We start from the raw sequence: 23,943 nt of genomic DNA, 5'->3' as shown, positions 1-23,943 counted from the left end.
CATGAGGCGCAGAGCCGTCGTCCACACCTCGGCAGGCGCAAGTCGTCTCCGGTCAAGCTCAGCCACTCAGGGCAATTGGCTTTTGCCCTACCCCACCACCGGCCTGCCAAAAATCAGGCCCAAAAATTCGCCAAGCCAGCGCTTCAAATGCATGTCCCAGATCAGCCGGCCGCCGAGATGATCGCGGCCAGGCTGCGCGCCGGGCAATTCGAAGCGATGCGCGCCGCGCACCACCCAGCGCTGCATCATCACCCTGGTCAGCTCGCCATGGAACTGGATGCCCCAGGCATTCTCGCCATAACGGAAAGCCTGGTTGGGATAGGTTTCGGCGGTCGCGAGCAGCGTCGCCTCCTTCGGCAGCGAAAAGCCCTCGCGGTGGAACTGATAGACCATCTCCGGCCAGTGCAGCAGCTTCTTGCCGGCTTCGGTTGCCTTGAGCGGATACCAGCCGATCTCGACCAGTCCTTCGTCATGGCCGTCGACCCTGCCGCCGAGATGATTGGCAAGCATCTGCGCGCCCAGGCAGATGCCGAGAAACGGCCGGTTTTCCTTGAGCGGTATCTCCAGCCAGTCGGTCTCGCGGCGGACGAATTCGTCCTCGTCGTTGGCGCTCATCGGACCGCCGAAGATCACCGCGCCGGCATGGCCGTCCAGCGTTGAGGGCAATTCGTCGCCGAGCGGCGGCCGGCGGATGTCGAGATCGAAACCTTCTTCCAGAAGCATATGGCCGACGCGGCCGGGGCTCGAAGTCTCCTGATGCAGCACGATCAGAATCTTGGGTCTCGGCCTCGGTCTGGGTGGCATGGAAGGAGAAGCTTCCTCTATTCGTCGCTCGACGTTCCGCGCGCGCCGGGCGCCTCGGCCGCCGCCTTGCGGCGCGCCTCGATGCGGTCATGCCGCTCGACGCCGATCAGTTCGGCGACGCGCCAGACGGTGTTGTCCTCGAGCTCGTGCAGCTCGCCATCGGCGTAGACGATCTCCCACATCAGGCCGATGAAGGCCTTGCGCGCCTCGGCGTCGAGATGGCGCTTGAGCACGCTGGTGAAGGCGTAGAGGTCGATCGCCTCGTTGTCGGCGCGCTCGCCGGCCGCCGCCAGCGCATCGAGCTCGTCGCCGCTGATCGAATAGGTCTCGGAGAGAATCTCCTTGAAGCGCTCCCACTCGACATCCTGGCGCACGCCGTCGGCGTTCATCACATGGTAGAGCAGGGCCGAGGCCGCGACGCGCGGATCGTCGGCGCTCGGCTTGACCTCGCCGGCCGGCAAATCCCTCAGGAAGGACAATACGCGTTCGAACATCGACACTTTTTTTTCCCTGTCCGCCAAGACAAGCCTCAAAACAAACGAAACCGGCGCGGCGATTTTTCCGCCTCGTCTTCCGGCGCGACGCCCGGATCGTCCGGCAACCGTTGCAACTCCTTGGCCTGCCCGATGGTTTCTGCATCGGTCGCGGCCTCGGCAGCGTCCTTCTCGCCACCGCTCGAGACCGCCGGCTTGTCGGTCGGGCGATCGGGGACGATTTCAATCGCTTTCTCGCTCGGTACGGCGGACGGTGCCGCAGGAATTGCCGGCACTGCCGCGACGTCCGCGTCGCTGTCGATCAGCTGGCCAAGCCGCTCCATCGGCGCGCGCCAGGCGAAGGCATCGAGCTTGCCGGTGATCGGCGACACCGGCGCCCAGCGTTCGGAGACGACGCCGTCGGCGACCCAGGCCGGATCGCGCGGTGCGCGCACGGCTTTCGACAGCAGCTGCCGCACCTTGCCCTGGTCGCCGGTTTCAGCCTCCTCGATGTCGGCCAGAAACAGATAGGCGCCCTCGCGGCGATCCATGCGGATCGCGGCCTCCGCCTCGCGCCGCGCGGTGGCAAAATCCTGCGCGTCGAGCGCGGCGCGCGCCACGGCCATCGACGATTCGGCGTGGTTCTTCTTCATCTCCTGCAGCTTCTTCGCCCGGTTGAGGCGGTCGAGCACGGCATCGCCCGGCCTCGCATGGGTGTAGAGCTCGGCGATGTCCGGATGCGGCTCGGCCCTCCAGGCGGTCTCGAGGATTTTGGAACCCTTGCGGACGTCGTTTTGCCGGAAGACCATATTGGCGGCGATGACCGCCGCCGGCGCGAAATCGGGCGCCAGCTTGTTGGCCTCGAGCGCCGCGGTCCTGGCAGCGTTCGGGTCGCTGTCGACCAGCGACTGCGCCTTGGCCGTGAGCAGCACGGCGCGGCGGCGGTTGGCGGCATCGCGCTCGATCTGCCTCGTCGATTTCTGCGCCTCGACCAGCTTCAGCGCGCCGTCCCAGTCGCCGCGCTCGGTCAGTTCCTCCAGCGTCGATTCCGCCGCCCAGGCAAGCTGCGGCGCCACCGCCGCCGCTCGGCCGGCATAGTGGCGGGCGGCATTGCGGTCGCCCAGCCGCTCGGCTTCGAGATAGAGCCCGCGCAGACCGAGCAGCCGCATCTCCGGATCGTCGAGCATGCGCTCGAACTTCTCCCGCGCGCCCTCATGGTCGCCTTCCAGCAGCGAAGCCTGAGCGTCGAGCAGGTTGATCAGCGGCTCCTGGTCGGAGCTGATCAGCTTGGCCGCTTCCTTGGTCTTCTTGCGCGCCAGCGCGCCGTCGCCGGCGCCGGCCGCGATCATGCCCGTCGACAGCGCCTGGTAGCCGCGGTCGCGGCGGCGCACCCGGAAGTAGCGCGAGATCGTGTAGGGGCTGTTCCACAGCGACTTGACCAGCCACCACAGGATCATCACCGCTGCGACCACGGCGACGATCGCCACCGCCGCCACCATCAGCGTGACCTGGTACTGGTAGCCGTTGAAGGTGACGAGCATCTCGCCGGGGCGGTCGGCCAGCCAGGCGAAGCCCAGCCCGAGCGCGAAGACGACGGCGAGGAAGATGAGGATGCGGATCATCGGATGGTCCTCACGCCTTCGTCGCGCCGGCGATGAGCGCGTCGATCTGCTTCTCGACCTCCAGCCGCGCTTTCAGTTTGCCGGCAAAATCGGCGCCCGCCGACTTCGCCGCGTCGGGCAGCGTGTCGTATTCGCCGAGCGCCTTGGCGTAGTCGCCCTGGTTGACCGCGACCTCCAGGCGCGCCACGGTCTCCGGCGCACCCTTGCCCCCGACGGTGCCAACCGGCCGCACCTTGACCAGCGATTCGGCGCTCGACACCAGGCTCTGGAAGAAGCCGGCATTCTGGTCGACCGGCGTCGCGGCCTCGACCATGGCGTTGGCGGCGGCCTCGACCTCCGAGGCGATCGTGGCGCGGGTCGGCACGCCCTTCCCGGCGTAGGAACGCAGCACCGCGATCTCCGGTGCGTCCGGCGCGATCGCTGCGAAAGTATCGAGCTCGGTCGCGAACGGTGCGCCGCGATCGAGGGCCGCCTTCAGCGCCGAAGCGGCAATCGCCAGCGCGATCTTCGGCTGCGAGGCCTGTGCCTCGACCTTGCCGGACAGCTGCTGCACCGACTGTTCCAGCGCCGCGATCCGGCCGTCCTCGGCCTTGGCCGCGTCGCCGGCCGATTTGACCAGCGCGTCGAGCCCGGCGAGTTTCTCGTTGAGCGGTCCAAGATCCACGGGCGCCGCGCCACCCGCCTTCTGCAGGTCCGCGACGGCCGTCTCGATCTGGCCGACCTTGTCGTTGAGCGCCTTGATCGCGGTGCCATCGCCGCTCTGTCCGGCCGAGGACTTCAGCGCTGCGATATCGGACTTCACCTGGTCGAGCGCCGAGGAGAGGCCGTCCACCTTGGCCGAAGCGCCGGTGTCGCCCGCTTGCTTCAGCGCCGCGATTTCACCCTTGAGCGATGCGATCTCGCCGTTGACGCCATCGAGCGATGGTCCACCGGAGGCCGGGGAGCCAAGCAAGCCGACCGCCTGCAGGAGACCGGCGCCGGCAAGAGCGATCACGCCGCCGATGACACCGGCGGCGATGGTGCGCACTCCGGCACGCCCGGATGGCGTCGCAATACGATCGTTGCTGCTTGCCGCGCTCGGCCTTGGCGCCGCTGCGGCAGCGCTGGCGCCGGACGCATCCTCGAAATCGTAGCCGAAGCCCTTTGGCTCGCTTTTCGGAGCCTCTTCAGCGCCCGGATAGGGCGCTTCCGCCTCGTCCTTGCTCTTCGCTTCGGACCCGCCAGTCCCGGTCTGTGCCGAATCGGCGTGCTCCCACGGCTCGATATCGGCCTGCTCGGCATGGATCGGCTCTTCCGGAGCCTCCGGCCGAGAAGCGGCGGCGGCTTCCTCCGCCTTCGCCTCGTTGGTCTGCCCGGTACTGGTCTCGGTCTTGGCGGCATCCTCGTCGGCGATTCGCGAGACGGCGCCTGGCTCGAGCTCGATCGTCACCGGCTCGCGGCGGCTCTTCGAATGCCGCACCTTAGGCGTCTTGACCATGCTTGGGCTCCGCGAATTGGCTTGAGGATGGTTCAAAGGGTCTAGGGGATGCTCTAGCACATCACCAAGCGGTGAAAAGGGGCGGTGTGATGACGGAGCTCAGCCCGGCGGCGACAAAAGCGCCAGCAGCGCGTCCTCGTCGGGTTGCGAGGCGATACGGACGTTCTGCCCGCCGATCCCGTCCAATGCCTTGGCGACACGGGCTGAAAGGGTGAGAAACTCCGTCCTTTCAAAGAGACGCCGCAGCGCTGGGCGGCTGGCGAGGCCAATCATCGCCGCAGCCGCCTTGGCCGAATAGAGCAGCACCGCCTCGACCGCCGTGCCCGACAACCGGACAATGACGTCATCATCGTCGTAGTCCAGCTCGACCGTGTCATAGGTCTCGACGGGCCGGACACGAACTTCGGCTGCCGTCAGCCGTTCCTCGAACACTGGAAAGCGCACGCGCCCGCAAAGGTAGACCATCTCCTTGCCTGCGAGCTCGCCGGCTATGGCGGCAGCCAGAGCCTCGGCGTCGCCCGGACCTTCTGAGACGGACGTAAATCCAGCCGCGCGACAGGCTTCGGCCGTCCTTTTCCCGACCGCATGGCAAGGCAAGGCGGCAAGCGCCGCGACCAGTTCCCTGGGCGCATGACGGACCGCATTGGCGCTGGTGACGCAGACGGCGGCAGCCGCGGGGAAGACACTTGCCTCGACCGGCAGCGCCGCCGTTTCGGTCAGGGGCAGCGGAATGGGCTGAAATCCCTGGGCTTCGAGCCGCCGGGCCGTGCGCGAGGCGCCCGGTTCCGGCCTCGTCACCAGGACGCGGAGCATGTCAGGCCCAGCCGTCGAAGAATTTTGCGCCGGCCTTGGCGCGCACCGTCCGGGCGGCCTCAGCGCCGATCTCCGCCGCGTCCCGGGCCGGACCGTCCAGCCGGACCTCATGCGACTCTGTGCCGTCGGGCGAGATGATCAGCCCGGCGAATGACAGTTTTTCGCCCGATATCGTCGCATGGCCGGCGATCGGCGTGCGGCAGGAGCCGTCGAGCGCGGCGAGGAACGCACGCTCGCAGGCCAATGCCTGGCCGGTCGGCACATCGCGGATGGCCGCAAGCAATTTTTCTACCGTGCCGTCGCCGATGCGGCTTTCGATGCCGATCGCGCCCTGCCCCGGCGCCGGCGGGAAGACATCCAGCGGCATCAGGTCGGTGATGACGCCTTCGAGCCCGAGCCGCTTCAGCCCGGCATAGGCGAGGATGGTGCCTTCGGCGACGCCCTCGTCCAGCTTGCGCAGTCTCGTCTGCACATTGCCGCGAAAGATCACCACGGCGAGGTCCGGCCGCATCCGGCGGATCAGCGCCTGGCGCCGGAGCGACGACGAGCCGACCGTAGCGCCGTGCGGCAGGTCGGCGATCCGCTTCGCCGTCTTGCCGATGAAGGCGTCGCGCGCGTCCTCGCGCGGCAGGAAGGTGGAGAGCTCCAGCCCGGCGGGCAGCACCGTCGGCATGTCCTTCGAGGAATGCACGGCGATGTCGATGCGGCCGTCGAGCAGCGCTTCCTCGATCTCCTTGGTGAACAGGCCCTTGCCGCCCGCGTCCGACAGCGGCCGGTCCTGGATGCGGTCGCCGCTGGTCGAGATCGGCACCACTTCGAACGCCTGTTCGGGAAGGCCGTGCGCCTGCATGAGCCGCGCCCGCGTCTCATGCGCCTGGGCCAGCGCCAGCGGGCTGCCGCGTGTTCCGATTTTCAAGGTTGTTTGCATGGCGCGCGGTCCGTGATAACCCCCGGCATACGAGGTCTGCGGGCCTTTTCCTAATTGGGAATGACCGATGACACAATCTTCATGGACAGCGACGAATTGATCCGCGTTCTGGGCATTGAGACGAGCTGCGACGAGACGGCGGCCAGCGTTGTGGCGCTGGACGGCAGCTCCGCGCCCGAAATCCTCTCCAATGTCGTCTTGAGCCAGATCGAGGAGCACGCCGCCTTTGGCGGCGTCGTGCCGGAGATCGCCGCGCGCGCTCATGTCGAGGCGTTGGACGGGATCATCGAGGCAGCGCTTGCCGATTCGGATGTTTCGCTCGACCAGGTCGATGCGATAGCCGCGACGGCCGGGCCGGGTCTGGTCGGCGGACTGATCGTCGGACTGATGACCGCCAAGGCGATCGCCGCCGCCGCCAACAAGCCGCTGATCGCCATCAACCACCTCGAAGGCCATGCGCTGACGGCAAGGCTGACCGACAGCCTCGATTTCCCCTATCTGCTGCTGCTCGTCTCCGGCGGCCACACCCAGATCGTCGCGGTGCGCGGCGTCGGCGACTACCAGCGCTGGGCGACGACCATCGACGACGCGCTGGGCGAGGCCTTCGACAAGACGGCCAAGATGCTCGGCCTGCCCTATCCGGGCGGGCCGAATGTCGAGAAGGCGGCGGCAAGCGGCGACGCGAGCCGCTTTGCCTTCCCGCGTCCGATGAAGGGCTCGGCGCAGCCGGATTTCTCCTTCTCCGGGCTGAAGACGGCGGTGCGCCAGGCGGCGAGCGCGATCGCGCCGCTCAGCGACCAGGACGTCGCCGACATCTGCGCCTCTTTCCAGGCGGCGGTGGCCGATGCGCTGGGCGACCGTGTCGCGCGTGCGCTCGCCCGTTTCCGCAAGGAATTTCCCGGCAAAGCGAACCCCGCGCTGGTCGTCGCCGGCGGGGTGGCCGCCAACCGGACGATCAAGGCCACGCTCGAGGCGCTCTGTTCCGAAGCCGGCTTCGCATTCGTGGCGCCCCCGCTGAAGCTTTGCACCGACAATGCGGCGATGATCGCCTGGGCCGGCATCGAGCGGCTGCGCGCCGGCATGGCCGGCGAGAACGCCGCCGATTTCGCGCCGCGCTCGCGCTGGCCGCTGGACAGCGTTTCCGCCCCCTTGGTCGGCTCTGGCCGGCGCGGTGCCAAGGCATGATCAAAAAAGGCATGACGAAGAAAGACACGGCCAAGAAAGCCACGACCGGCAAGGCGCCTGCCACCGGTTGGCGCGTCGCGGTGCTGGGCGGCGGCGCCTGGGGCACGGCGCTGGCGCTTGCGATGCTGCGTGCCGGCCATTTCGTGCGCCTTTACGCGCGCGACAGCGAGACCGTGGCCGCGATCGACCGCGGCGAGAATCCGCGCTACCTGCCCGGCATCGCGATCGAACCCGGCATTGTCGCCACGAGCGACATCGGCGCCGCGCTCAGCGGCGCCGACTGCGTGCTGGCGGTGACGCCTGCGCAGTCGCTGCGCGCGGTGCTGGCCACCGCTGCCGGCCATGTGCCGGCCGGCGTGCCGCTGGTCCTCTGCGCCAAGGGCATCGAGCGCGACACCGGGGCGTTGCTGTCGGCGATCGTCGAGGAAAGCCTGCCGAACAATCCGGTCGCGGCGCTTTCCGGTCCGAGCTTCGCCACCGACGTCGCGCGCGGCCTGCCGACGGCGGTGGTGGTAGCAGCCCGCAACGGAGAACTGGCGGCCGACCTTGCCGCCCGCTTCTCGGCCGAGAACCTGCGCTGCTATTCCAGCGACGACCTGATCGGCGTCGAGATCGGCGGCGCGCTGAAGAACGTTTTCGCTATCGCCGCCGGCGCCGTCACCGGTGCCGGGCTCGGCGCCAGCGCCCAGGCGGCCATGGTGACGCGCGGCTTCGTCGAGCTACGCCGCATCGGCGCCGCTTTCGGCGCCAAGCCGGAGACATTGATGGGGCTTTCCGGCCTCGGCGACCTGCTGCTCACCTGTTCCTCGGCGCAGTCGCGCAATTTCGCCTACGGCCTGGCGCTCGGCCAGGGCAAGCCGCTTGCCGGCCTGCCGCTCGCCGAAGGCGTGCCGACGGCGGGCATCGCCGCCCGCATCGCCGCCGAGCGCGGCATCGATGCGCCGATCATCTCCGCCGTCGCCGCCATCCTCGACGGCAAGGTGACTATCGGCCAGGCCGTGACGGCGCTGATGACGCGGCCGCTCAAAACCGAAACCGACATCTGAACATCGGAGCTTGAAGAGATGCTGTTTGCGTTGATTTGCAAGGATAAGCCCGGCAGCCTGCAGCTGCGCATCGACACGCGGCCGGCGCATGCGGCGTTCCTCGAAGGCCTGATCGGCGAAGGCAAACTTGCCTTTGCCGGCCCCTTCCTCGACGCCGACGGCAAGCCCGAAGGCAGCCTGGTCATGATCGAAGCGGCGGATATGGCGGCCGCGCAAGCCTTGGCGGCCGCCGACCCCTATGCCAAGGCAGGCCTGTTCGAAAGCGTCGAGATCCGTGCATGGAACTGGGTCTTCCAGAGGCCTGCCAGCGCATGATTGTTCGCCTGCGCTCCCCCTCCCCGTGAGCACGGGGAAAGGGTAAAGGTTGGAGCGCGCGAGCGCGCCGTGCGTGGCGAACCGACAATGGCAATGGGACAACTGAGATGAACTACTGGCTGTTCAAATCCGAACCCTCGGTCTTTTCCTTCGAGGCGCTGAAGGCGAAAGGCAAGGCCGGCACGCAGTGGGACGGCGTGCGCAACTATGCCGCCCGCAACAACATGAAGGCGATGAAGATCGGCGATCTCGGCTTCTTCTACCATTCCAACGAAGGCCTCGACATCGTCGGCATCGCCGAGGTCTGCGCGCTCGCCCATCCCGACACCACGACCGACGACCCGCGCTGGGAATGCGTCGACATCCGCGCCTACAAGGACGTGCCGAAGCCGGTGACGCTGGAACAAGTCAAGGCCAATCCGAAGCTGGCCGAGATGGCGCTGGTTCGGCTTGGCCGGCTTTCCGTGCAGCCAGTGACGCCGGCAGAGTGGAAAGAGGTCTGCCGCATGGCCGATCTCAACCCGGCGCCGTGACCAGGCTCACGCCGAAAAGCGCGAAGACATTCATCCTCGACAATACGGCGCTGATGGCGCCGCCGCATGTGCCGGAAGTGCTGCTGCATCTGGCCGACGAAGCGCACGACCTGTGGCTGCGCACCGAGGAGGAGCTGGCCGAGATCGGTCTGCCGCCGCCCTTCTGGGCCTTCGCCTGGGCCGGCGGCCAGGGCCTTGCCCGCTATGTGCTCGACCATCCCGCGACGGTGCGGGGAAAAAGCGTGCTCGATTTCGCTTCCGGCTCCGGCATGGTCGCCATCGCTGCCCTGAAGGCCGGCGCGAGCCAAGTGATTGCCGCCGATATCGACCCGTTTTGCGAGGCGGTGATCACGCTCAACCTGAAGGCCAATGGCGTGAAGGCCGAATTCCTCGATGCGGACTGCATCGGAACGGATGACGGCTGGGATGTCGTGCTCGCCGGCGACGTCTTCTACGACAAGCCGTTGGCGGACAGGCTGACGCCGTGGTTCACGGCGCTCACGGCGCGCGGCGCCGACATCCTCGTCGGCGATCCCGGCCGCGCCTATCTGCCGAAGAAGGGGCTGCAATCGCTCGCCGTCTACCAGGTGCCGGTGACGCGTGTGCTGGAGGATGCGGAGGTGAAGCGCACCACTGTCTGGCGATGGGCTGCCGCTGCTCCGGCTTGACGCGGCCGGCGAACAGGGATTCCATCGCCCGGCGAAAGGCATGCCGTTGTCCCGGGATCGCTCTGCGCCTGGGCGGCATGCATTTGGGGAGGGATTTCATGGATTTTTCGGTCGTGAACTGGGTCGCGGTGATCGTCGCCGCGGTCGTGGCGTGGCTCTTCGGCGCCGTCTGGTACATGGGCTTGAGCAAGCCGTGGCTGAAAGCGGCGAAACTCGACCCGGCGACGATGAAGCGCTCGCCCGTCCCGTTCGTCGTCAGCTTCATCGCCGAGCTGGTGATGGCCCTGATCCTGACATTGGTGGTCGGCGCGATAACCGGCGGCGAGCCGAGCCCGGTCGCAGGATTGCTGTTCGGTTTCGTGCTCTGGCTGGGCTTCGTCGCCACCACGCTTTCGGTCAACCACCGCTATGAAGGCTTCGGCTGGGACCTCACCCTGATCGACGCCGGCCACTGGCTGGGCGTGCTGCTCATCATGGGTGCGATCATCGGCTGGTTCGGCGCGCCGGCTGCGCCAGCAGGCTAATTCCGAGAAAGAGTGCTAGACTAACCAGCGTCTGCGTCTTTCGCGACCTCCTCGAGGAGCCAATCGCGGAAGGCGACGATGCGCGCGTCATCCTTCATGGCTTCCGGATAGACGACGAAATAGGCGAATTCCGGCGCGACTTTGATGCCAAGCTCGAAGGGCCTGATCAACCGCCCTTGCGAAAGGTCGTTGGCCACCATGGCGAAGTCGGCCAGCGCCACGGCATGGCCGTCGAGCGCTGCTTGCGTGGCATCGGTCGCCGAGCCGAAGACGAGCGTGCGGCTGTCGTCGAAATCGTCGACGCCGGCCGCCTGCATCCACATCCTCCAGTTCGGCCATGTCACGCCCTGCCGCGACCATTCGATATGCGCCAGCGTGTGGTGGAAGAGGTCGCGCGGCTCCTTCAGCGGCGGGCCCGAGGCAAGCAGCGCCGGGCTGCAGACCGGGATGATGATGTTTTCGAACAGCCGGTGGGCGCAGAGCCCCGGATATTTGCCGGCGCCGAAACGGATGCCGATATCGACATCGTCCCGTTCGAAGTCCCTGACCTCATAGGTGATATCGAAGCGCAGCTCTATGCCCGGCTTCTGCCGGCGGAAACCGTCCACGCGCCGCATCAGCCACTTCGTCGCGAACTGCGCGTCGATCGTCACTTTCAGCAAGGCCGTGCCTCTGTTCATCTTGCGCGCGCGGCTGACGGCGCGGCCAAGCAGGTCGAGCGCATCGACCGAGGCTTCGAACAGAACGTTGCCCGCTTCGGTGAGCCGGATGGTGCGGCTGGTGCGCGTGAACAGCACCAGGTCGAGCTGATCCTCGATTTCCTTGATCTGATGGCTGACCGCCGCCGGCGTTAGGCCGAGCTCGTCCGCGGCGCGGGTGAAATTGAGATGCCTGGCCGCCGCCTCGAACGTCCTCAGCGCACGCGTTCCGGGCAGCAGGCGGGCCATCCGATCTCCAAATAAAACTTGATGATGAGACAAGAACTACTCGTTTCCCGTTTATTTTTCAATCCGGCAAGATGGCCCCATCGAAACAACATCAAACCGGATTTGATGTCCGGAGAACACGGATAGAGCCATGACCGAGATCGTCCTGAAGCCCCACACCGCCCCGAAATCCCGCTCCGGCATCACGCTTTGGCTGCGCACCGCGATCGACTGGCTGCGTCAGGCGCGGATCGCCGCCCGGATTCCGCATGAGTCCGTCGAAGACCTCTCGGACAGCCAGCTGCGCGACATCGGCGCCAAGCGCCGGGACGTCACCAAGGCGATGGACCGGGAGTTTGGCCGGATTGGGCTGCTGGATTCCGGCTGGCAGCGTCCAAGACGATATAGCCGATTAGGCAATGGGCAGTAGGGAAGGATAGACTACTGCCTACTGCCTACTGCCTACTGCCTACTGCCTACTGCCTTACCTCACCACCTTCACCACCGTCCTATCCGACAGCAGCGGCAAGAGCCTTGCCATGGTGCGCACGGTCACCGCCACGCAGCCTTGCGTCGGCGTGAAGCCTGGGCGGGCGAGGTGGAAGAAGATCGCGCTGCCGCGCCCGCGCCGGCGCGGCGCGATGTTCCAGTCGAGCACCAGGCACACGTCGTAGAGATTGTCGGCGCGCCGCATCCGCTCATGGCTCGCGCCATAGGGGATCTTGACCGGCCGATTGTAGTTGCGGTCGTCCGGCACTTCGCACCAGCCGAGATCCGGGCCGATCGGCGCCATTGCCAGCCTCGTCCTGCGCCCGCCGGCAAACTGGTCGTTGCGAAAATACCCCGACAATATCCGCATCGCGGCCAGAGGCGTCGCGCCGTCGCCCTCACGTTTGTTGGCGGAGATGCCGCCGCGTCCCAGCGCGCAGGGGAACACGGTTTTACCGGCTTGCAGGAACCCCTGTGCCCGGTTGCCGGGTCTTGCCCGCACAACCACGACACGCAGGCCTTTCGGCAAAAATGCACCCGCCTCATTGCGCGCGCGTTTTTTCTTGTATGATTGTCTCACGGAACAAATCACTGTGATCGGCTGTTGCGCCGGTGAGCTTCCGCATAAATGGGGGGAGGTCAACTGAATATTCTTTTTAAAACAACGGATTGATCCATGACATCACGCACCATTCTGATCGTTGACGACGACGACGACCTGCGAGCCACGCTCGTCGAGCAACTGGCGCTTTACGAAGAATTCGACGTCCAGCAGGAATCCACCGCCGCGAAAGGCGTCGCCGCGGCGCGCGGCGGTCTCGTCGATCTGCTCATCATGGATGTCGGCCTGCCCGACATGGACGGCCGCGAAGCGGTGAAGATCCTGCGCAAGGGCGGCTACAAGGCGCCGATCATCATGCTGACCGGCCACGACACCGATTCCGACACGATCCTGGGCCTCGAGGCCGGCGCCAACGACTATGTGACCAAGCCCTTCCGCTTCGCCGTGCTCCTGGCGCGCATTCGTGCGCAATTGCGCCAGCACGAGCAGAGCGAGGACGCCACCTTCTCGGTCGGTCCCTACACGTTCAAGCCCAGCCAGAAGCTTCTGATCGATCCGCGCGGCGCCAAGGTGCGGCTGACCGAAAAGGAGGCCTCGATCATCAAATATCTCTACCGGGCCGACCAGAAAGTGGTGACACGCGACGTGCTCCTGGAAGAGGTGTGGGGCTACAATTCCGGCGTCACCACGCACACGCTGGAGACCCATGTCTACCGGCTACGCCAGAAGATTGAGCGCGATCCTTCCAATGCCGAAATTCTTGTGACAGAAAGCGGCGGCTACAAGCTGGTTCCTTAAACATTTCATGTTCTAGAAAGAGAGCGGTCGGGCGGGACTGCTTCGGGTACGATCCTGGTGCTGGAGGGTGATGGATCGGCTCGCTGGACGCATCGCACGATGCGCGATTGGAAGGTTGGAGCATTCGCTTGTGCGTCCGGGAGGACGCGGCGCTCCAAAGGAGGGACTGGACTGACCGCTCGGGGACACAGCTAGGATGGCGCTGGATGACGACATCCGCATCCTGTCCGCCGTGAAGCTCTTTCAGGGCTTTACGCAGGAACAGTTGCGCCTGCTCGCCTTCGGCGCGGAGAACACCTTCCTGCAGGCCGACCATAAGCTCTACCGCGAAGATGACGTGGCTGACTCGGCATATGTCGTGGTCAGCGGGCGCATCGTGCTCTATCGTGAACAAGGCGGCGAGCGCGTCCCGATCGGCACGGCAGGTCCTGGCGCCATGCTGAGCGAACTGGCGCTGATCGCCGACACCAACCGGCTGACCAGCGCCTCCGCCGCTGTCGATTCGGAAGTGATCCGCTTGAGCCGCAGGATGTTCCGCCGCATCCTGGAGGAATATCCCGAGCTGGCGGCGCAGTTGCACGACCGCATCCTGGAAGAATTCCAGCAGATGATCGCCCGCATCGAGGAGCTCGCGCCGCGGTTCATGGGGTGAAGCACAAGGGGCGGCTCGATGAGGGTCGTCATTCTAGGGCGGAGCAAGGAGCGAAGCGACGCACGCAGACCCTAGAATCCATGCCGTGACGTCGACGCTTCGCCGCGTTGCAGAAATGAGGGTTCCTGACCCAACCGACCCGCCCCGGGCTTTCTCCTCAGTCCTGCGTCGTTGCATCCTTTGGCACAGGTAACGGCATGGATCCTAGGGTCTGCGCGCCGCTTCGCGACGCTCCGCCCTAGGATGACGAACGCAAGGTTTGCGCGCGTTAACCGCCGTCGTCGAACCCTACTCCAGATCGAACCGCGCAATCACCGGCACATGATCCGACGGCTTCTCCCAGCCGCGCGCCGCCTTGAGGATCTCGTAGCCGGCGAAGCTCGGCACCAGATTGGCCGACGACCAGACATGGTCGAGCCGGCGGCCGCGGTCCGAAGCCTCCCAATCCTTCGCGCGATAGCTCCACCAAGTATAGAGCTTCCGCTCGGCGGGCACGTCGAGCCGCATCAGGTCGACCCAGCCGCCGGCTTGCCGCATCGCCTCGAAGCTTTCCGTCTCGACCGGCGTGTGGCTGACGACGTTGAGCAATTGCTTGTGCGACCAGACGTCATGCTCCTGCGGCGCGATGTTGAGATCGCCGACCAGGATCGAGGCGGACGCCTCATCCTGGCTCGCCGGCACGCCGTTCATCTCATAGATAAAATCGAGCTTGTGGCGGAATTTCCGGTTGATCTCCGGATCGGGCTCGTCGCCGCCGGCCGGAACGTAGAAATTATGCAGCAGGATCGACCTGCCGCCGGCCTGCACTTTGACCGAAAGGTGCCGGCTGTCGTCGATCTCGCAGAAGCGGCGCTTCTCGACCAGCTCGATCGGCCGGCGCGCCACGGTCGCCACGCCGTGATAGCCCTTCTGGCCATGGAAGAGGATGTGCTCGTAGCCCGCCTTGCGGAAGGCCTTTTCGGGAAAGAGCTCGTCCGGAACCTTGGTTTCCTGCAGGCAGAGCACGTCCGGCGCGTGCTCCTCGAGCAGCCGCTCGACGATCGGCATGCGCAGGCGAACCGAATTGATGTTCCAGGTGGCGATGGTGAAGGGCATGCGGTGACGTCCGGCAAAAGATTGCCGATCTCTGCCAGCCGCGCGCCGCAAACACAAGCCGGGCGACGATCGTCGGCGTCGGCGCTGCCCCTCACCCTTACCCTCTCCCCGTGAAGAACGGGGAGAGGGGGACGCCAGCGCTTGAGCTTGTCCCTTCTCCCCGTCGTTACGGGGAGAAGGTGCCGGCAGGCGGATGAGGGGCAGCGCCGACGCCGGGGAACCTTCGCAACAGCTGAATCTACCGCGTCTTCGTATTCAGCTCTCTGTTCGCCGTGTAATCGATGGCGAAAGTGTCTGGCGGGATGGAGACGCCTTCCTTGACGTTGAAGATCATCACCGTCGTGTCCTTGCCCTGCGCGTCGGTGATCGTCCACTGGCGCAGCTCGTAGCTCTTCGGATCGAACATCATGGTGATCCGGGCATTGCCGAACACCGACTTGTCCGAGAGCTGGATGGTGGTGAGGTCGTCCTCTTCCTTGACCGCCTTCACGCGCCCGCCGGAGAGATCGATCCGGTCGTCGAGCAGCAATTTGAGCGGCGTCTTCGACAGCGGATAAAGGTCGGAGGTGTTCAGCTTCTTGTTGAGGATCACCACCGACTTGCCGTCCGAGATCACCCGGAAATTCGACGATCCGTCATAGTTGAAGCGGATCTTGCCCGGGCGTTCGAGGAAGAACTTGCCGCCGGTCTGCTCGCCCTTCGGCCCGAACTGCACGAATTCGCCGCTCATCGATTTGACCGAGGAGAAATGGTCGGCGATCTTTTGCGCCGCCGGTGGAATCGCGGCCTGCGCCCGGGCCAGAAGCTGGAAGCCCGGCACGACGTTGATGGCTGCCGCGCCCGCGAGCACCAGGCCAAGGCCGAGCACCTGCCGGCGGGTCGGGGCGAAATCTGTCTGGGTCTTCATGCCGGTCGCTTCCTGTGATTCGTGTCGTGGCTGTATCTGGACCCCCAGTTGGGCCTAAGTTTGGCGAGTCGCACGGCGCTTGGTCGCATGAACACGCCGGAAGGTTCAAAGCCGGCCGGCGCCGGCGGACACCGCCGGCTAGAATTTGTCGTCTTCCGTCGGCACCAGGATTTCGCGTTTGCCGGCATGGTTGGCCGGGCCGACGATGCCTTCCTTCTCCATCTTCTCGATGATCGATGCGGCGCGGTTGTAGCCGATGCCGAGCCGGCGCTGGATATAGCTGGTCGAGGCCTTGCCGTCGCGCAGCACCACGGCCACCGCCTGGTCGTAGGGGTCGTCGGAATCCTCGAAATTGCCGCCGCCGGAACCGCCCCTGCTCGAGGAGCCGTCCTCGTCGTCTTCGTCATCGTCCTCGGTGATGGCGTCGAGATATTCCGGCACGCCCTGCAGCTTGAGATGGCCGACGATCCTCTCGACCTCGTCGTCCGACACGAAGGGGCCGTGCACGCGCTGGATGCGGCCGCCGCCGGCCATGTAGAGCATGTCGCCCATGCCGAGCAGCTGCTCGGCGCCCTGCTCGCCAAGGATCGTGCGGCTGTCGATCTTCGACGTCACCTGGAAGGAAATGCGGGTCGGGAAATTGGCTTTGATCGTGCCGGTGATGACGTCGACCGACGGGCGCTGCGTCGCCATGATGACATGGATGCCGGCGGCGCGCGCCATCTGCGCCAGGCGCTGCACCGCCCCTTCGATGTCCTTGCCGGCCACCATCATCAGGTCGGCCATCTCGTCGATGATGACCACGATATAGGGCATCGGCTCGAGATCGAGATCCTCGGTCTCGTAGATCGCCTCGCCGGTCTGGCGGTCGAAGCCGGTCTGCACGGTGCGCGAGATTTTTTCGCCCTTCTTCTCGGCTTGGCTGACGCGGGCGTTGAAGCCGTCGATGTTGCGCACGCCGACCTTGGACATCTTGCGGTAGCGGTCTTCCATCTCGCGCACGGTCCATTTCAGCGCCACCACCGCCTTCTTCGGATCGGTGACGACCGGGGTCAAAAGATGCGGGATGCCGTCATAGACCGAGAGTTCGAGCATCTTCGGGTCGATCATGATCAGCCGGCACTCCTGCGGCGTCAGCCGGTAGAGCAGTGACAGGATCATGGTGTTGATGGCGACCGACTTGCCCGAGCCGGTGGTGCCGGCGACCAGCACGTGCGGCATCTTGGCGATGTCGACGATGACCGCCTCGCCGTTGATGGTCTTGCCGAGCGCCAGCGCCAGCTTCGCCTTGGTTGTCTCGAAGTCGCGGCTCGCCATGATTTCCCGTAGATACACCGTCTCGCGCTTGGCGTTCGGCAATTCGATGCCGATGGCGTTGCGGCCGGGCACGACGGCGACGCGGCAGGCGATCGCACTCATCGAGCGGGCGATGTCGTCGGAGAGGCCGATGACGCGCGAGGACTTGATGCCGGGCGCGGGCTCGAGCTCATAGAGCGTTACGACCGGACCCGGGCGGACATGGATGATCTCGCCCTTGACGCCGAAGTCCTCGAGCACGCCTTCCAGAAGCCGCGCGTTCTGCTCCAGCGCGTCTTTCGACAGGCTCGGGTCACGCGCGACGTTCTTCGGCTCGGACAGGAAATGCAGCGACGGCATCTCGAATTTGTCCGAGCCGATCAGCGAGGTCTGCGCCTCGCGCTGGGCGCGCGATCCCGGGGCCGGGCGGGGTCCCGGGGCCTCGACGCGGGTCGCCGCGTCCGAGCGGAAGTTGCGCACATTGGCGCGGCGCGGCACAGGCTGCTCGTCGTCGAAATCGATGTCTTCGTCCTCTTCGTCTGCGAAGTCATCGTCATCGACCGGATCGACCGAGGCGCTGCGGTCGTTGACCATGGCGGCGAAAAATTCCGGCTCGACGCGGGCGCGGCCGCCGGGGCTCATCCTGGACTCGGCGAACTCGGCCGATTCGACCCGTTCGGCGGCGCGCCGCCAGGCGCTCGCCCGCGGCTCCATCGGAGGCTCGAACTCGTCGCGCTCCTGCCTGCGGCGCGCGGCGCGGCGGTGCAGGAAGGCGCGGAACGACAACCACCAATGGGTGACGGCGCCGAGCGCCAGAATGCCTTCGTCGCCTTCGTCCTCATCTTCGTCGAACAGCAGCTCGTCCTGCTCGCGCGGGTCAGGCTCGGCGGCACGCTCCATGACGGCAAAGCCGTTCTTGCGCGCAATCAGCGCCGAGCCATAGGCAAACAGCCACAAGGCCGGCGCGGCAAGCACAACTGCGATGATGCTGGCGAAAAATCCCTTCGGATAGCCGCCGACGGCTATGCCAGGGATCTTCAGCACCATGTCGCCGAACACGCCGCCGAGGCCGGTCGGCAGCGGCCAGGTGTTGGGCGGCGTGACGCAGCCGGCGATCGCGGCCGCAAGCAGCGCGAAGCCGAACCAGGCCAGTCCGCGCTTCGCCAAGCTGTCGACGCCGCGCGCGGAGAAGAGCAGGAAACCCCAGATCACCGCCGGCACCAGGCCGGCGACGGCGGCAAGGCCGAAGAACTGCATGGCGAGGTCGGAGAAAACCGCGCCTGTATAGCCCATGGCGTTGGTGACGATATTGTTAGTGGCGTGCGAGAAGCTCGGATCGGCGACGTTCCAGGTGGCGAGGCTGGCGACGCCGAAGGCGGTGAACACGAACAGGCCGGCGCCGACCAGCCGCCTCGCGAATGCGTGGATGCCGTGCCCGGTATCGGTCAGCGCGAGCGGTGCTGAAGCGCCTGAACGCATGCTCTTCCCCGTAAGTCGTTGCCTGGCCCGGGCGCATGGCGTACCCCGGCAGATTCGGCTGCCAGACTATCTGTGGGAAGGTTAAGGCCGCATTAACCATGGCCTTTCACCGAGATGCACCTCGGAGAGGAAATGGCGGGCCGTCGCGCCCGCCATCCTTCTTTTCAAAAGACAAAACGATCAGGCCCGTTCGGGGCCCGACCTTCTGCGATCACTTGTGACCGGCGTACATCATCAGGCTGGCGCAGAATTCGGCATGAGGCTTGCTCATCGCCGCATCCTGGCACTCCTTCATCATCGCGTCCTGCTTGTCCTTCGCCGTCGAGGCCCAGGCCGCCTTGAAATCGGCCTCGGACTTCATGGTCTTCATGCTGGAATCGGTGAAGAACGGAGCCATATTGTCAGGCTCGTCGAGAGCACCGGCGAGTGCAACGCCGCTGACCATCGACAGAGCCATTGCTCCCAGGAAGATATTCTTGAAGTTCATCGGTTGGTTCCTTCCCTGTTATTTGGCGGACGCCACGAGGCGGTCGCAGTCCCAGTACGGAACCGGAAAGACCGGTGTTTCACGCGTGCGCGATCAAGTGAATGTGATCGAAACGCCGCGTGCTCATCCGCCGACAAAAAAGAGGCCCGGAAGGTCGTTCCGGGCCTCAAGGCGTGAGCCCCTTTCGAGAGCGTCACGACGGGATCTTGGGAGTAAAATCCACGCAAACCGCTTAGCGGCTTTGGGTAATCCGGGGCCGGCGGGAGGAGGATCCGCCGGCCCCTGGGGCAATTCCGGGAAAAGTCCGGAATTGCGCCGACAAGGAGATAGGCTGAGCCGGCCTTACGGCACCACCTCGCCGTGCTGGGTGACGTCGAGGCCTTCGACCTCTTCCTGAGCGCTCGGGCGCAGGCCGACCAGCGCCTTGACGATGAAGAGGATCACGAAGGTGGCGATCGCCGTCCACAGGATGGTGAAGACGATGCCGTAGATCTGCGTGCCGACCGACGCGCCCTTGCCGAGCGCGTTGATCTCCGGATCGGCGAGCGCGCCGGTGAGCAGCGCACCGATGACGCCGCCGACGCCGTGCACGCCGAAGGCGTCGAGCGAGTCGTCATAGCCGAACATGTGCTTCACCTTGACGGCCGAGATGTAGCAGACGACGCCGGCGACGATGCCGACGATGAAGGCGCCGGTCGGGTTGACGAAGCCGGAAGCCGGCGTCACCGCGACCAGGCCGGCAACGGCGCCCGAGATGATGCCGAGCACCGAGGGCTTCTTGGCGATGATCCATTCGGCGAACATCCAGGCCAGCGCCGCGGCGGCGGTGGCGACCTGCGTGTTCATCATCGCCGCACCCGCGAGGCCGTCGGCGGCGAGCTCGGAACCCGCGTTGAAGCCGAACCAGCCGACCCACAGCAGCGAGGCGCCGATCACCGAATAGACGAGGTTATGCGGCGCCATGTTGGTGGTGCCGTAGCCCTCGCGCTTGCCGAGGACGAGCGCGCAGACCAGGCCCGCGACACCGGCGTTGATGTGGACGACCGTGCCGCCGGCGAAGTCGAGAACGCCGGCCGAGCCGAGGAAGCCGCCGCCCCACACCCAGTGTGCGATCGGCGCATAGACGAAGACCAGCCACAGGCCCATGAAGATCAGCAGCGCCGAGAACTTCATGCGCTCGGCGAAGGCGCCGGCGATCAGCGCCGGCGTGATGATGGCGAAGGTCAGCTGGAACATCGAGAAGACGAGTTCAGGGATGTTCGCCACGCCCGGCAGCCACAGCGTCGCGGTGGTGATGCCGTGGTGGAAGAATTTCGAGAAGCCGCCGATGTAGGCGTTCGTGCCGCCGCCGTCGGAGAAGGCGAGCGAATAGCCGAACATGAACCACAGCACTGTCACCAGGCAGGTGATGGCGAAGCTCTGCATGATGGTGGCGAGCACGTTCTTCTTGCGCACCATGCCGCCGTAGAACAGCGCCAGGCCGGGAATGGTCATCATCAGCACCAGCGCCGTCGAGGTCAGCATCCAGGCGGTGTTGCCGGTATCAAGCACCGGGGTCGGCGCGGCGGGTGCGGCCGGCGCTGCCGCTGGAGCGGCCTCCTGCGCGAAGGCGGCGGCGGTGCTCAGCGCTACGAGAGCGAGCGAAGCGGCCGCGCGTCCCGTCGTCTTCAAGGTAGAAGGTATATTCATAGAACTCTCCGTTGGAATGGCTGGTCGCCGCTTAGAGCGCGTCGGTGTCTGTTTCGCCGGTGCGGATGCGCACCGCCTGGTCGATGCCGAAGACGAAGATCTTGCCGTCGCCGATCTGGCCGGTCTTGGCGGCCGCGGTGATGGCTTCGACGGCCTTGTCGACCATGTCGGCGCCGACTGCGACTTCGATCTTGATCTTGGGCAGGAAGCTGACCGCGTATTCCGCGCCGCGATAGATTTCCGTATGTCCCTTCTGACGCCCGTAGCCTTTGACTTCGGTGACGGTCAGGCCCTGGATGCCGACGGCGGTGAGCGCTTCGCGCACCTCGTCGAGCTTGAACGGCTTGATGATTGCCATCACGATTTTCATAAGGTTTCACCCTTTGCTGTTGCGGTCCCCCGCGATTGCACGACTTCGCCGATCCCGTGGGAGCCGGAGAGTGCCCGACAGGATTCAAGCTTCGTGCCAATTGCCGAGGCAGGGCGTTAACCTATTGTAAACAAAGGGAGCGACGCTGCTGGAACCCGTGTCTGCCCAAAGCGGCGGTTGGGTGCCTGCTTAAAAAATAGGCAATTTTTCAAAAATGCCTATTTCGCAGGCTTGTGGCGCAACTGTGGGCAGCGGCAGTGGGTTGACGCAAGAAATTCCGCGCAAAATCGGGTCGGGGCCGATTTCTTTTGCGCGACGAAGGCGCCCACGCTGGAAAAGAGCTGGCCTGCTCAGCGCCGCAGCCGGATCAGGCCTTCCTGGGCAACCGAGGCGATCAAGGTTCCGTCGCGCGCGAACAGCGACCCGCGGGTGAAGCCCCGCGAGCCTTGCGTGGAGGGACTGTCCTGTGTGTAGAGGATCCAGTCGTCCAGCGAATGGCTGCGATGGAACCACATCGCGTGGTCGAGACTGGCCGCCTGGATGTCGCGGTCGAAAATGGCGCGGCCATGCGCGAAGGTCGAGGTGTCGAGCAGCGTCATGTCGGAGAGGTAGGCGAGCACGGCCGCCTGGGTCGCGCGGTCTTCCGGCACCGGACCGGTGGTGCGGATCCAGATGTTCTGCTCCGGCTCCAGCTTCTCGCGGCTGGTATAGTGCTTGAGCATCACCGGCTTCATTTCGATCGGCCGGTCGCGCTCCCAGTAGCGCCGGATGCCTTCCGGCACCGCCTCGCCGAACTTGCCGAGCAGCTCGCGCTGCGAAAGCAGCGTGTCGGGCGCCGGCACGTCGCGCGGCATCGGCAGCTGATGCTCCAGCCCCACCTCGTCCTGCTGGAACGAGGCTTCCAGCGAGAAGATCGCCTGCCCGTGCTGGATCGCCACCACCCGGCGCGTGGTGAAGGAACCGCCGTCGCGGATGCGGTCGACCTCGTAGACGATCGGCACCTTGGTGTCGCCGGGCCGCATGAAATAGCCGTGCAGCGAGTGAACATGGCGCTCGGGCTCGACGGTGCGCTGGGCCGCGACCAGCGCCTGGGCGATGGTCTGGCCGCCAAAAACCCGCTGCCAGTCGAGCTTAGGGCTGCGACCACGATACAGATTGTGTTCGAGCTGCTCGAGGTCGAGAATGTCGAGAAGCTCGTCCATGGCCGCCGTCATGTTCCACGTCCCTCGAAGATGTGTCATGGCGGGTTTCGGACAGGACGGGCGGGCAGTCAAGCTGCAACGGCCGCCGCCGCGTCCGGAAGCCGCGAAAGGAAAGTGCGATGGTCGACCGCAGGGTGAATGGGCCAGACAAAGCCTCCGTGGATGTGCTGGTGGCGGGCGCCGGCTATGTCGGCCTTGCCGCCGCCGTCTCGCTGAAGCAGGCACGCCCCAGCCTCGGCGTCGCCATCGTCGATGCCGCGCCCGCCGGCGTCTGGCACAAGGACGGCCGTGCCTCGGCGATCACCGCCGCGGCCTGCCGCATGCTGGAGCAGCTCGGCGTCTGGGACGAGATCGCGCCGGAGGCGCAGGCGATCACCGAGATGGTCATCACCGACTCGCACACCGCCGATCCGGTGCGCCCGGTGTTCCTCACTTTTGACGGTGAGGTGGCTCCCGGCGAGCCCTTCGCCCATATGGTCGCCAACCGGGAGCTGAACGGGGCGCTGCGCCGCCGCGCCGCAAAGCTCGGCATCGACATCATCGAAGGCATGGCTGTCAGCGCCTTCGACACGAACGGCGCCGGTATCACCGTTCATCTGGCGGACGGTGCCGCGCTCAAGGCCCGACTGCTGATCGCCGCCGACGGCGTCAATTCGAAGCTGCGCGACATGGCCGGCATCAAGACCGTGAAATGGGAATACGGCCAGTCCGGCATCGTCTGCACCGTGGCCCACGAGCGCCCGCACAACGGCCGCGCAGAGGAGCATTTCTTGCCGGCCGGGCCCTTCGCCACGCTGCCGCTGAAACCCGACAAGGACGGGACCAACCGCTCCTCGATCGTCTGGGTCGAGCGCTCGCAAGACGCGCAAAAACTCGTCGATGGCGACGAGTTCGTCTTCGAGCACGAGCTGGAGCAGCGCTTCAGCTTGAAGCTCGGCGAGATCCGTGTCGCCGACAAGCCGCGCGCCTGGCCGCTCGGTCTGACCCTTGCCCGCGCCTTCGTGGCGCCGCGCATCGCGCTCGCCGGCGATGCCGCGCACGGCATCCACCCGATCGCCGGCCAAGGCCTCAATCTCGGCTTCAAGGATGTGGCGGCGCTTGCCGAAGTGGTGGTCGAGGCCGATCGGCTCGGCCAGGACATCGGCGCGCTCGACGTGCTCGAGCGCTACCAGCAGTGGCGCCGCTTCGACACGCTGCAGATGGGCGTCACCACCGACGTGCTGAACCGGCTGTTTTCGAACGACATCGGCCCGCTGCGCGCCGTGCGCGATATCGGCCTCGGCCTTGTCGAGCGCATGCCGAAACTGAAGGATTTCTTCATCCGCCAGGCGTCGGGCCTGTCCGGCGACACGCCACGGCTATTGAAGGGCGAGGCGATCTAGCGCTTGGCGATTGGCCGAGGCCTGCATGACGTCGTCATCCACGGGCGGAGCGGGAGCGAAGCGGACGCGAAGACCCGAGGATCCATTCCGTAGCGTCAATCGTAGGGTGCTGCGGAGCAAAATTTCTGCACCGCCGCAACGCTTACAGGTAACGGAATGGATTCTATGGTCTGCGCCGCGTCGCTTCGCTCCTTGCTCCGCCATAGAATGACGACGTGAGG

General features: G+C 65.8%; 25 protein-coding genes. 10 read left to right on the top strand and 15 right to left on the bottom strand.

Annotation, left to right across the window (positions count from 1 at the left end; translation table 11 throughout):
* Positions 1-87: 87 nt before the first annotated feature.
* The 6 genes from QAZ47_RS05015 to hemC all read right to left on the bottom strand — a co-directional run bounded on the left by QAZ47_RS05015 (position 88) and on the right by hemC (position 6,117).
* The gene (locus QAZ47_RS05015; RefSeq protein WP_278205893.1) at positions 88-804 is read right to left on the bottom strand and encodes a glutamine amidotransferase; all 717 of its coding nucleotides are present in this window, start codon (positions 802-804) and stop codon (positions 88-90) included.
* A 17-nt stretch (positions 805-821) separates the two neighbouring features.
* On the bottom strand, positions 822-1,298 hold the full coding sequence (locus tag QAZ47_RS05010; RefSeq protein ID WP_278205892.1) for a TerB family tellurite resistance protein: 477 nt from the start codon (positions 1,296-1,298) through the stop codon (positions 822-824).
* 35 nt (positions 1,299-1,333) lie between these two features.
* Complete coding sequence (locus QAZ47_RS05005; protein ID WP_278232717.1) at positions 1,334-2,899, bottom strand: heme biosynthesis protein HemY; 1,566 nt, start codon at positions 2,897-2,899, stop codon at positions 1,334-1,336.
* A 10-nt stretch (positions 2,900-2,909) separates the two neighbouring features.
* The gene (locus QAZ47_RS05000; RefSeq protein ID WP_278232716.1) at positions 2,910-4,376 is read right to left on the bottom strand and encodes a phage tail protein; all 1,467 of its coding nucleotides are present in this window, start codon (positions 4,374-4,376) and stop codon (positions 2,910-2,912) included.
* 99 nt (positions 4,377-4,475) lie between these two features.
* Positions 4,476-5,189 (bottom strand): uroporphyrinogen-III synthase, encoded by a 714-nt coding sequence (locus tag QAZ47_RS04995; protein WP_278232715.1) that lies wholly within the window; start codon positions 5,187-5,189, stop codon positions 4,476-4,478.
* Position 5,190: 1 nt separating this feature from the next.
* Complete coding sequence (hemC, locus tag QAZ47_RS04990; protein ID WP_278232714.1) at positions 5,191-6,117, bottom strand: hydroxymethylbilane synthase; 927 nt, start codon at positions 6,115-6,117, stop codon at positions 5,191-5,193.
* A 99-nt stretch (positions 6,118-6,216) separates the two neighbouring features.
* Here hemC and tsaD point away from each other — a divergent pair, with 99 nt between their 5' ends.
* The 6 genes from tsaD to QAZ47_RS04960 all read left to right on the top strand — a co-directional run bounded on the left by tsaD (position 6,217) and on the right by QAZ47_RS04960 (position 10,388).
* On the top strand, positions 6,217-7,302 hold the full coding sequence (gene tsaD / locus QAZ47_RS04985; protein ID WP_278233776.1) for a tRNA (adenosine(37)-N6)-threonylcarbamoyltransferase complex transferase subunit TsaD: 1,086 nt from the start codon (positions 6,217-6,219) through the stop codon (positions 7,300-7,302).
* Positions 7,303-7,313: 11 nt separating this feature from the next.
* A complete protein-coding gene (locus QAZ47_RS04980) occupies positions 7,314-8,348 on the top strand; it encodes an NAD(P)H-dependent glycerol-3-phosphate dehydrogenase (RefSeq protein ID WP_278232713.1) in 1,035 nt (344 codons plus the stop codon).
* A gap of 18 nt (positions 8,349-8,366) precedes the next feature.
* Positions 8,367-8,663: a YciI-like protein gene (locus QAZ47_RS04975; protein ID WP_278232712.1), complete on the top strand. Its 297-nt coding sequence runs from the start codon at positions 8,367-8,369 to the stop codon at positions 8,661-8,663.
* Between the two features lie 107 nt (positions 8,664-8,770).
* Complete coding sequence (locus QAZ47_RS04970; RefSeq protein WP_278232711.1) at positions 8,771-9,196, top strand: EVE domain-containing protein; 426 nt, start codon at positions 8,771-8,773, stop codon at positions 9,194-9,196.
* Positions 9,193-9,864, top strand: a complete 672-nt coding sequence (locus QAZ47_RS04965) for a methyltransferase (RefSeq protein WP_278232710.1) — start codon at positions 9,193-9,195, stop codon at positions 9,862-9,864. The genes QAZ47_RS04970 and QAZ47_RS04965 overlap by 4 nt, the downstream gene beginning before the upstream one ends.
* Before the next feature lie 98 nt (positions 9,865-9,962).
* A complete protein-coding gene (locus QAZ47_RS04960) occupies positions 9,963-10,388 on the top strand; it encodes a DUF1761 domain-containing protein (protein ID WP_278232709.1) in 426 nt (141 codons plus the stop codon).
* Positions 10,389-10,408: 20 nt separating this feature from the next.
* On the opposite strand, the gene gcvA is transcribed toward QAZ47_RS04960, so the two are convergent.
* Positions 10,409-11,335, bottom strand: a complete 927-nt coding sequence (gene gcvA, locus QAZ47_RS04955) for a transcriptional regulator GcvA (RefSeq protein WP_278232708.1) — start codon at positions 11,333-11,335, stop codon at positions 10,409-10,411.
* Positions 11,336-11,465: 130 nt separating this feature from the next.
* Between gcvA and QAZ47_RS04950 the strand changes: the two genes are divergently transcribed.
* Positions 11,466-11,744 (top strand): hypothetical protein, encoded by a 279-nt coding sequence (locus QAZ47_RS04950; RefSeq protein WP_278232707.1) that lies wholly within the window; start codon positions 11,466-11,468, stop codon positions 11,742-11,744.
* Between the two features lie 54 nt (positions 11,745-11,798).
* Here QAZ47_RS04950 and QAZ47_RS04945 read toward each other — a convergent pair whose 3' ends face one another.
* Positions 11,799-12,332 (bottom strand): L,D-transpeptidase, encoded by a 534-nt coding sequence (locus tag QAZ47_RS04945; protein ID WP_278205877.1) that lies wholly within the window; start codon positions 12,330-12,332, stop codon positions 11,799-11,801.
* 147 nt (positions 12,333-12,479) lie between these two features.
* On the opposite strand from QAZ47_RS04945, the gene QAZ47_RS04940 reads away from it, so the two are divergent.
* A complete protein-coding gene (locus tag QAZ47_RS04940) occupies positions 12,480-13,163 on the top strand; it encodes a response regulator transcription factor (protein WP_040974579.1) in 684 nt (227 codons plus the stop codon).
* 196 nt (positions 13,164-13,359) lie between these two features.
* Positions 13,360-13,815, top strand: coding sequence for a cyclic nucleotide-binding domain-containing protein (locus QAZ47_RS04935; protein WP_278232706.1), 456 nt, complete (start codon positions 13,360-13,362; stop codon positions 13,813-13,815).
* 288 nt (positions 13,816-14,103) lie between these two features.
* Here the strand turns inward: QAZ47_RS04935 and QAZ47_RS04930 are convergent, their stop codons facing one another.
* The 7 genes from QAZ47_RS04930 to tesB form a co-directional block, all read right to left on the bottom strand.
* A complete protein-coding gene (locus QAZ47_RS04930; protein ID WP_278232705.1) occupies positions 14,104-14,910 on the bottom strand; it encodes an exodeoxyribonuclease III in 807 nt (268 codons plus the stop codon).
* A gap of 238 nt (positions 14,911-15,148) precedes the next feature.
* Positions 15,149-15,817, bottom strand: a complete 669-nt coding sequence (locus QAZ47_RS04925; RefSeq protein ID WP_278232704.1) for an outer membrane lipoprotein carrier protein LolA — start codon at positions 15,815-15,817, stop codon at positions 15,149-15,151.
* Between the two features lie 138 nt (positions 15,818-15,955).
* The gene (locus tag QAZ47_RS04920; protein ID WP_278232703.1) at positions 15,956-18,592 is read right to left on the bottom strand and encodes a DNA translocase FtsK; all 2,637 of its coding nucleotides are present in this window, start codon (positions 18,590-18,592) and stop codon (positions 15,956-15,958) included.
* Between the two features lie 211 nt (positions 18,593-18,803).
* Positions 18,804-19,079 carry a hypothetical protein gene (locus QAZ47_RS04915; protein WP_278205870.1) on the bottom strand — a complete coding sequence of 92 codons (276 nt, stop codon included), beginning with the start codon at positions 19,077-19,079 and terminating at the stop codon, positions 18,804-18,806.
* A 342-nt stretch (positions 19,080-19,421) separates the two neighbouring features.
* Positions 19,422-20,768, bottom strand: coding sequence for an ammonium transporter (locus QAZ47_RS04910; RefSeq protein ID WP_278205869.1), 1,347 nt, complete (start codon positions 20,766-20,768; stop codon positions 19,422-19,424).
* Positions 20,769-20,799: 31 nt separating this feature from the next.
* Positions 20,800-21,138 carry a P-II family nitrogen regulator gene (locus QAZ47_RS04905; RefSeq protein ID WP_006327120.1) on the bottom strand — a complete coding sequence of 113 codons (339 nt, stop codon included), beginning with the start codon at positions 21,136-21,138 and terminating at the stop codon, positions 20,800-20,802.
* 350 nt (positions 21,139-21,488) lie between these two features.
* Complete coding sequence (gene tesB, locus QAZ47_RS04900; RefSeq protein WP_278207789.1) at positions 21,489-22,352, bottom strand: acyl-CoA thioesterase II; 864 nt, start codon at positions 22,350-22,352, stop codon at positions 21,489-21,491.
* A gap of 107 nt (positions 22,353-22,459) precedes the next feature.
* On the opposite strand from tesB, the gene QAZ47_RS04895 reads away from it, so the two are divergent.
* Positions 22,460-23,722, top strand: a complete 1,263-nt coding sequence (locus QAZ47_RS04895; protein ID WP_278232702.1) for a ubiquinone biosynthesis hydroxylase — start codon at positions 22,460-22,462, stop codon at positions 23,720-23,722.
* Positions 23,723-23,943 lie beyond the last annotated feature (221 nt).

Origin of the sequence: Mesorhizobium sp. WSM4904, assembly GCF_029674545.1 — a bacterium.
Taxonomy (GTDB): Bacteria; Pseudomonadota; Alphaproteobacteria; order Rhizobiales; family Rhizobiaceae; genus Mesorhizobium.
This window is presented reverse-complemented; position numbering and strand designations above follow the sequence as displayed.

Excerpts from the sequence above, each read along its gene's own strand:
- QAZ47_RS04980 (WP_278232713.1), top strand. The coding sequence starts at position 7,314 with ATGACGAAGAAAGACACGGCCAAGAAAGCCACGACCGGCAAGGCGCCT.
- QAZ47_RS04920 (WP_278232703.1), bottom strand. The coding sequence starts at position 18,592 with ATGCGTTCAGGCGCTTCAGCACCGCTCGCGCTGACCGATACCGGGCAC.
- QAZ47_RS04915 (WP_278205870.1), bottom strand. The coding sequence starts at position 19,079 with ATGAACTTCAAGAATATCTTCCTGGGAGCAATGGCTCTGTCGATGGTC.
- QAZ47_RS04950 (WP_278232707.1), top strand. The coding sequence starts at position 11,466 with ATGACCGAGATCGTCCTGAAGCCCCACACCGCCCCGAAATCCCGCTCC.
- QAZ47_RS04910 (WP_278205869.1), bottom strand. The coding sequence starts at position 20,768 with ATGAATATACCTTCTACCTTGAAGACGACGGGACGCGCGGCCGCTTCG.
- QAZ47_RS04935 (WP_278232706.1), top strand. The coding sequence starts at position 13,360 with ATGGCGCTGGATGACGACATCCGCATCCTGTCCGCCGTGAAGCTCTTT.
- QAZ47_RS04995 (WP_278232715.1), bottom strand. The coding sequence starts at position 5,189 with ATGCTCCGCGTCCTGGTGACGAGGCCGGAACCGGGCGCCTCGCGCACG.
- QAZ47_RS04905 (WP_006327120.1), bottom strand. The coding sequence starts at position 21,138 with ATGAAAATCGTGATGGCAATCATCAAGCCGTTCAAGCTCGACGAGGTG.
- QAZ47_RS05005 (WP_278232717.1), bottom strand. The coding sequence starts at position 2,899 with ATGATCCGCATCCTCATCTTCCTCGCCGTCGTCTTCGCGCTCGGGCTG.
- QAZ47_RS04970 (WP_278232711.1), top strand. The coding sequence starts at position 8,771 with ATGAACTACTGGCTGTTCAAATCCGAACCCTCGGTCTTTTCCTTCGAG.
- QAZ47_RS05000 (WP_278232716.1), bottom strand. The coding sequence starts at position 4,376 with ATGGTCAAGACGCCTAAGGTGCGGCATTCGAAGAGCCGCCGCGAGCCG.
- tesB (WP_278207789.1), bottom strand. The coding sequence starts at position 22,352 with ATGACGGCGGCCATGGACGAGCTTCTCGACATTCTCGACCTCGAGCAG.
- hemC (WP_278232714.1), bottom strand. The coding sequence starts at position 6,117 with ATGCAAACAACCTTGAAAATCGGAACACGCGGCAGCCCGCTGGCGCTG.
- QAZ47_RS04925 (WP_278232704.1), bottom strand. The coding sequence starts at position 15,817 with ATGAAGACCCAGACAGATTTCGCCCCGACCCGCCGGCAGGTGCTCGGC.
- QAZ47_RS04895 (WP_278232702.1), top strand. The coding sequence starts at position 22,460 with ATGGTCGACCGCAGGGTGAATGGGCCAGACAAAGCCTCCGTGGATGTG.
- QAZ47_RS04930 (WP_278232705.1), bottom strand. The coding sequence starts at position 14,910 with ATGCCCTTCACCATCGCCACCTGGAACATCAATTCGGTTCGCCTGCGC.
- QAZ47_RS04975 (WP_278232712.1), top strand. The coding sequence starts at position 8,367 with ATGCTGTTTGCGTTGATTTGCAAGGATAAGCCCGGCAGCCTGCAGCTG.
- QAZ47_RS04960 (WP_278232709.1), top strand. The coding sequence starts at position 9,963 with ATGGATTTTTCGGTCGTGAACTGGGTCGCGGTGATCGTCGCCGCGGTC.
- QAZ47_RS04940 (WP_040974579.1), top strand. The coding sequence starts at position 12,480 with ATGACATCACGCACCATTCTGATCGTTGACGACGACGACGACCTGCGA.
- QAZ47_RS05010 (WP_278205892.1), bottom strand. The coding sequence starts at position 1,298 with ATGTTCGAACGCGTATTGTCCTTCCTGAGGGATTTGCCGGCCGGCGAG.
- QAZ47_RS05015 (WP_278205893.1), bottom strand. The coding sequence starts at position 804 with ATGCCACCCAGACCGAGGCCGAGACCCAAGATTCTGATCGTGCTGCAT.
- gcvA (WP_278232708.1), bottom strand. The coding sequence starts at position 11,335 with ATGGCCCGCCTGCTGCCCGGAACGCGTGCGCTGAGGACGTTCGAGGCG.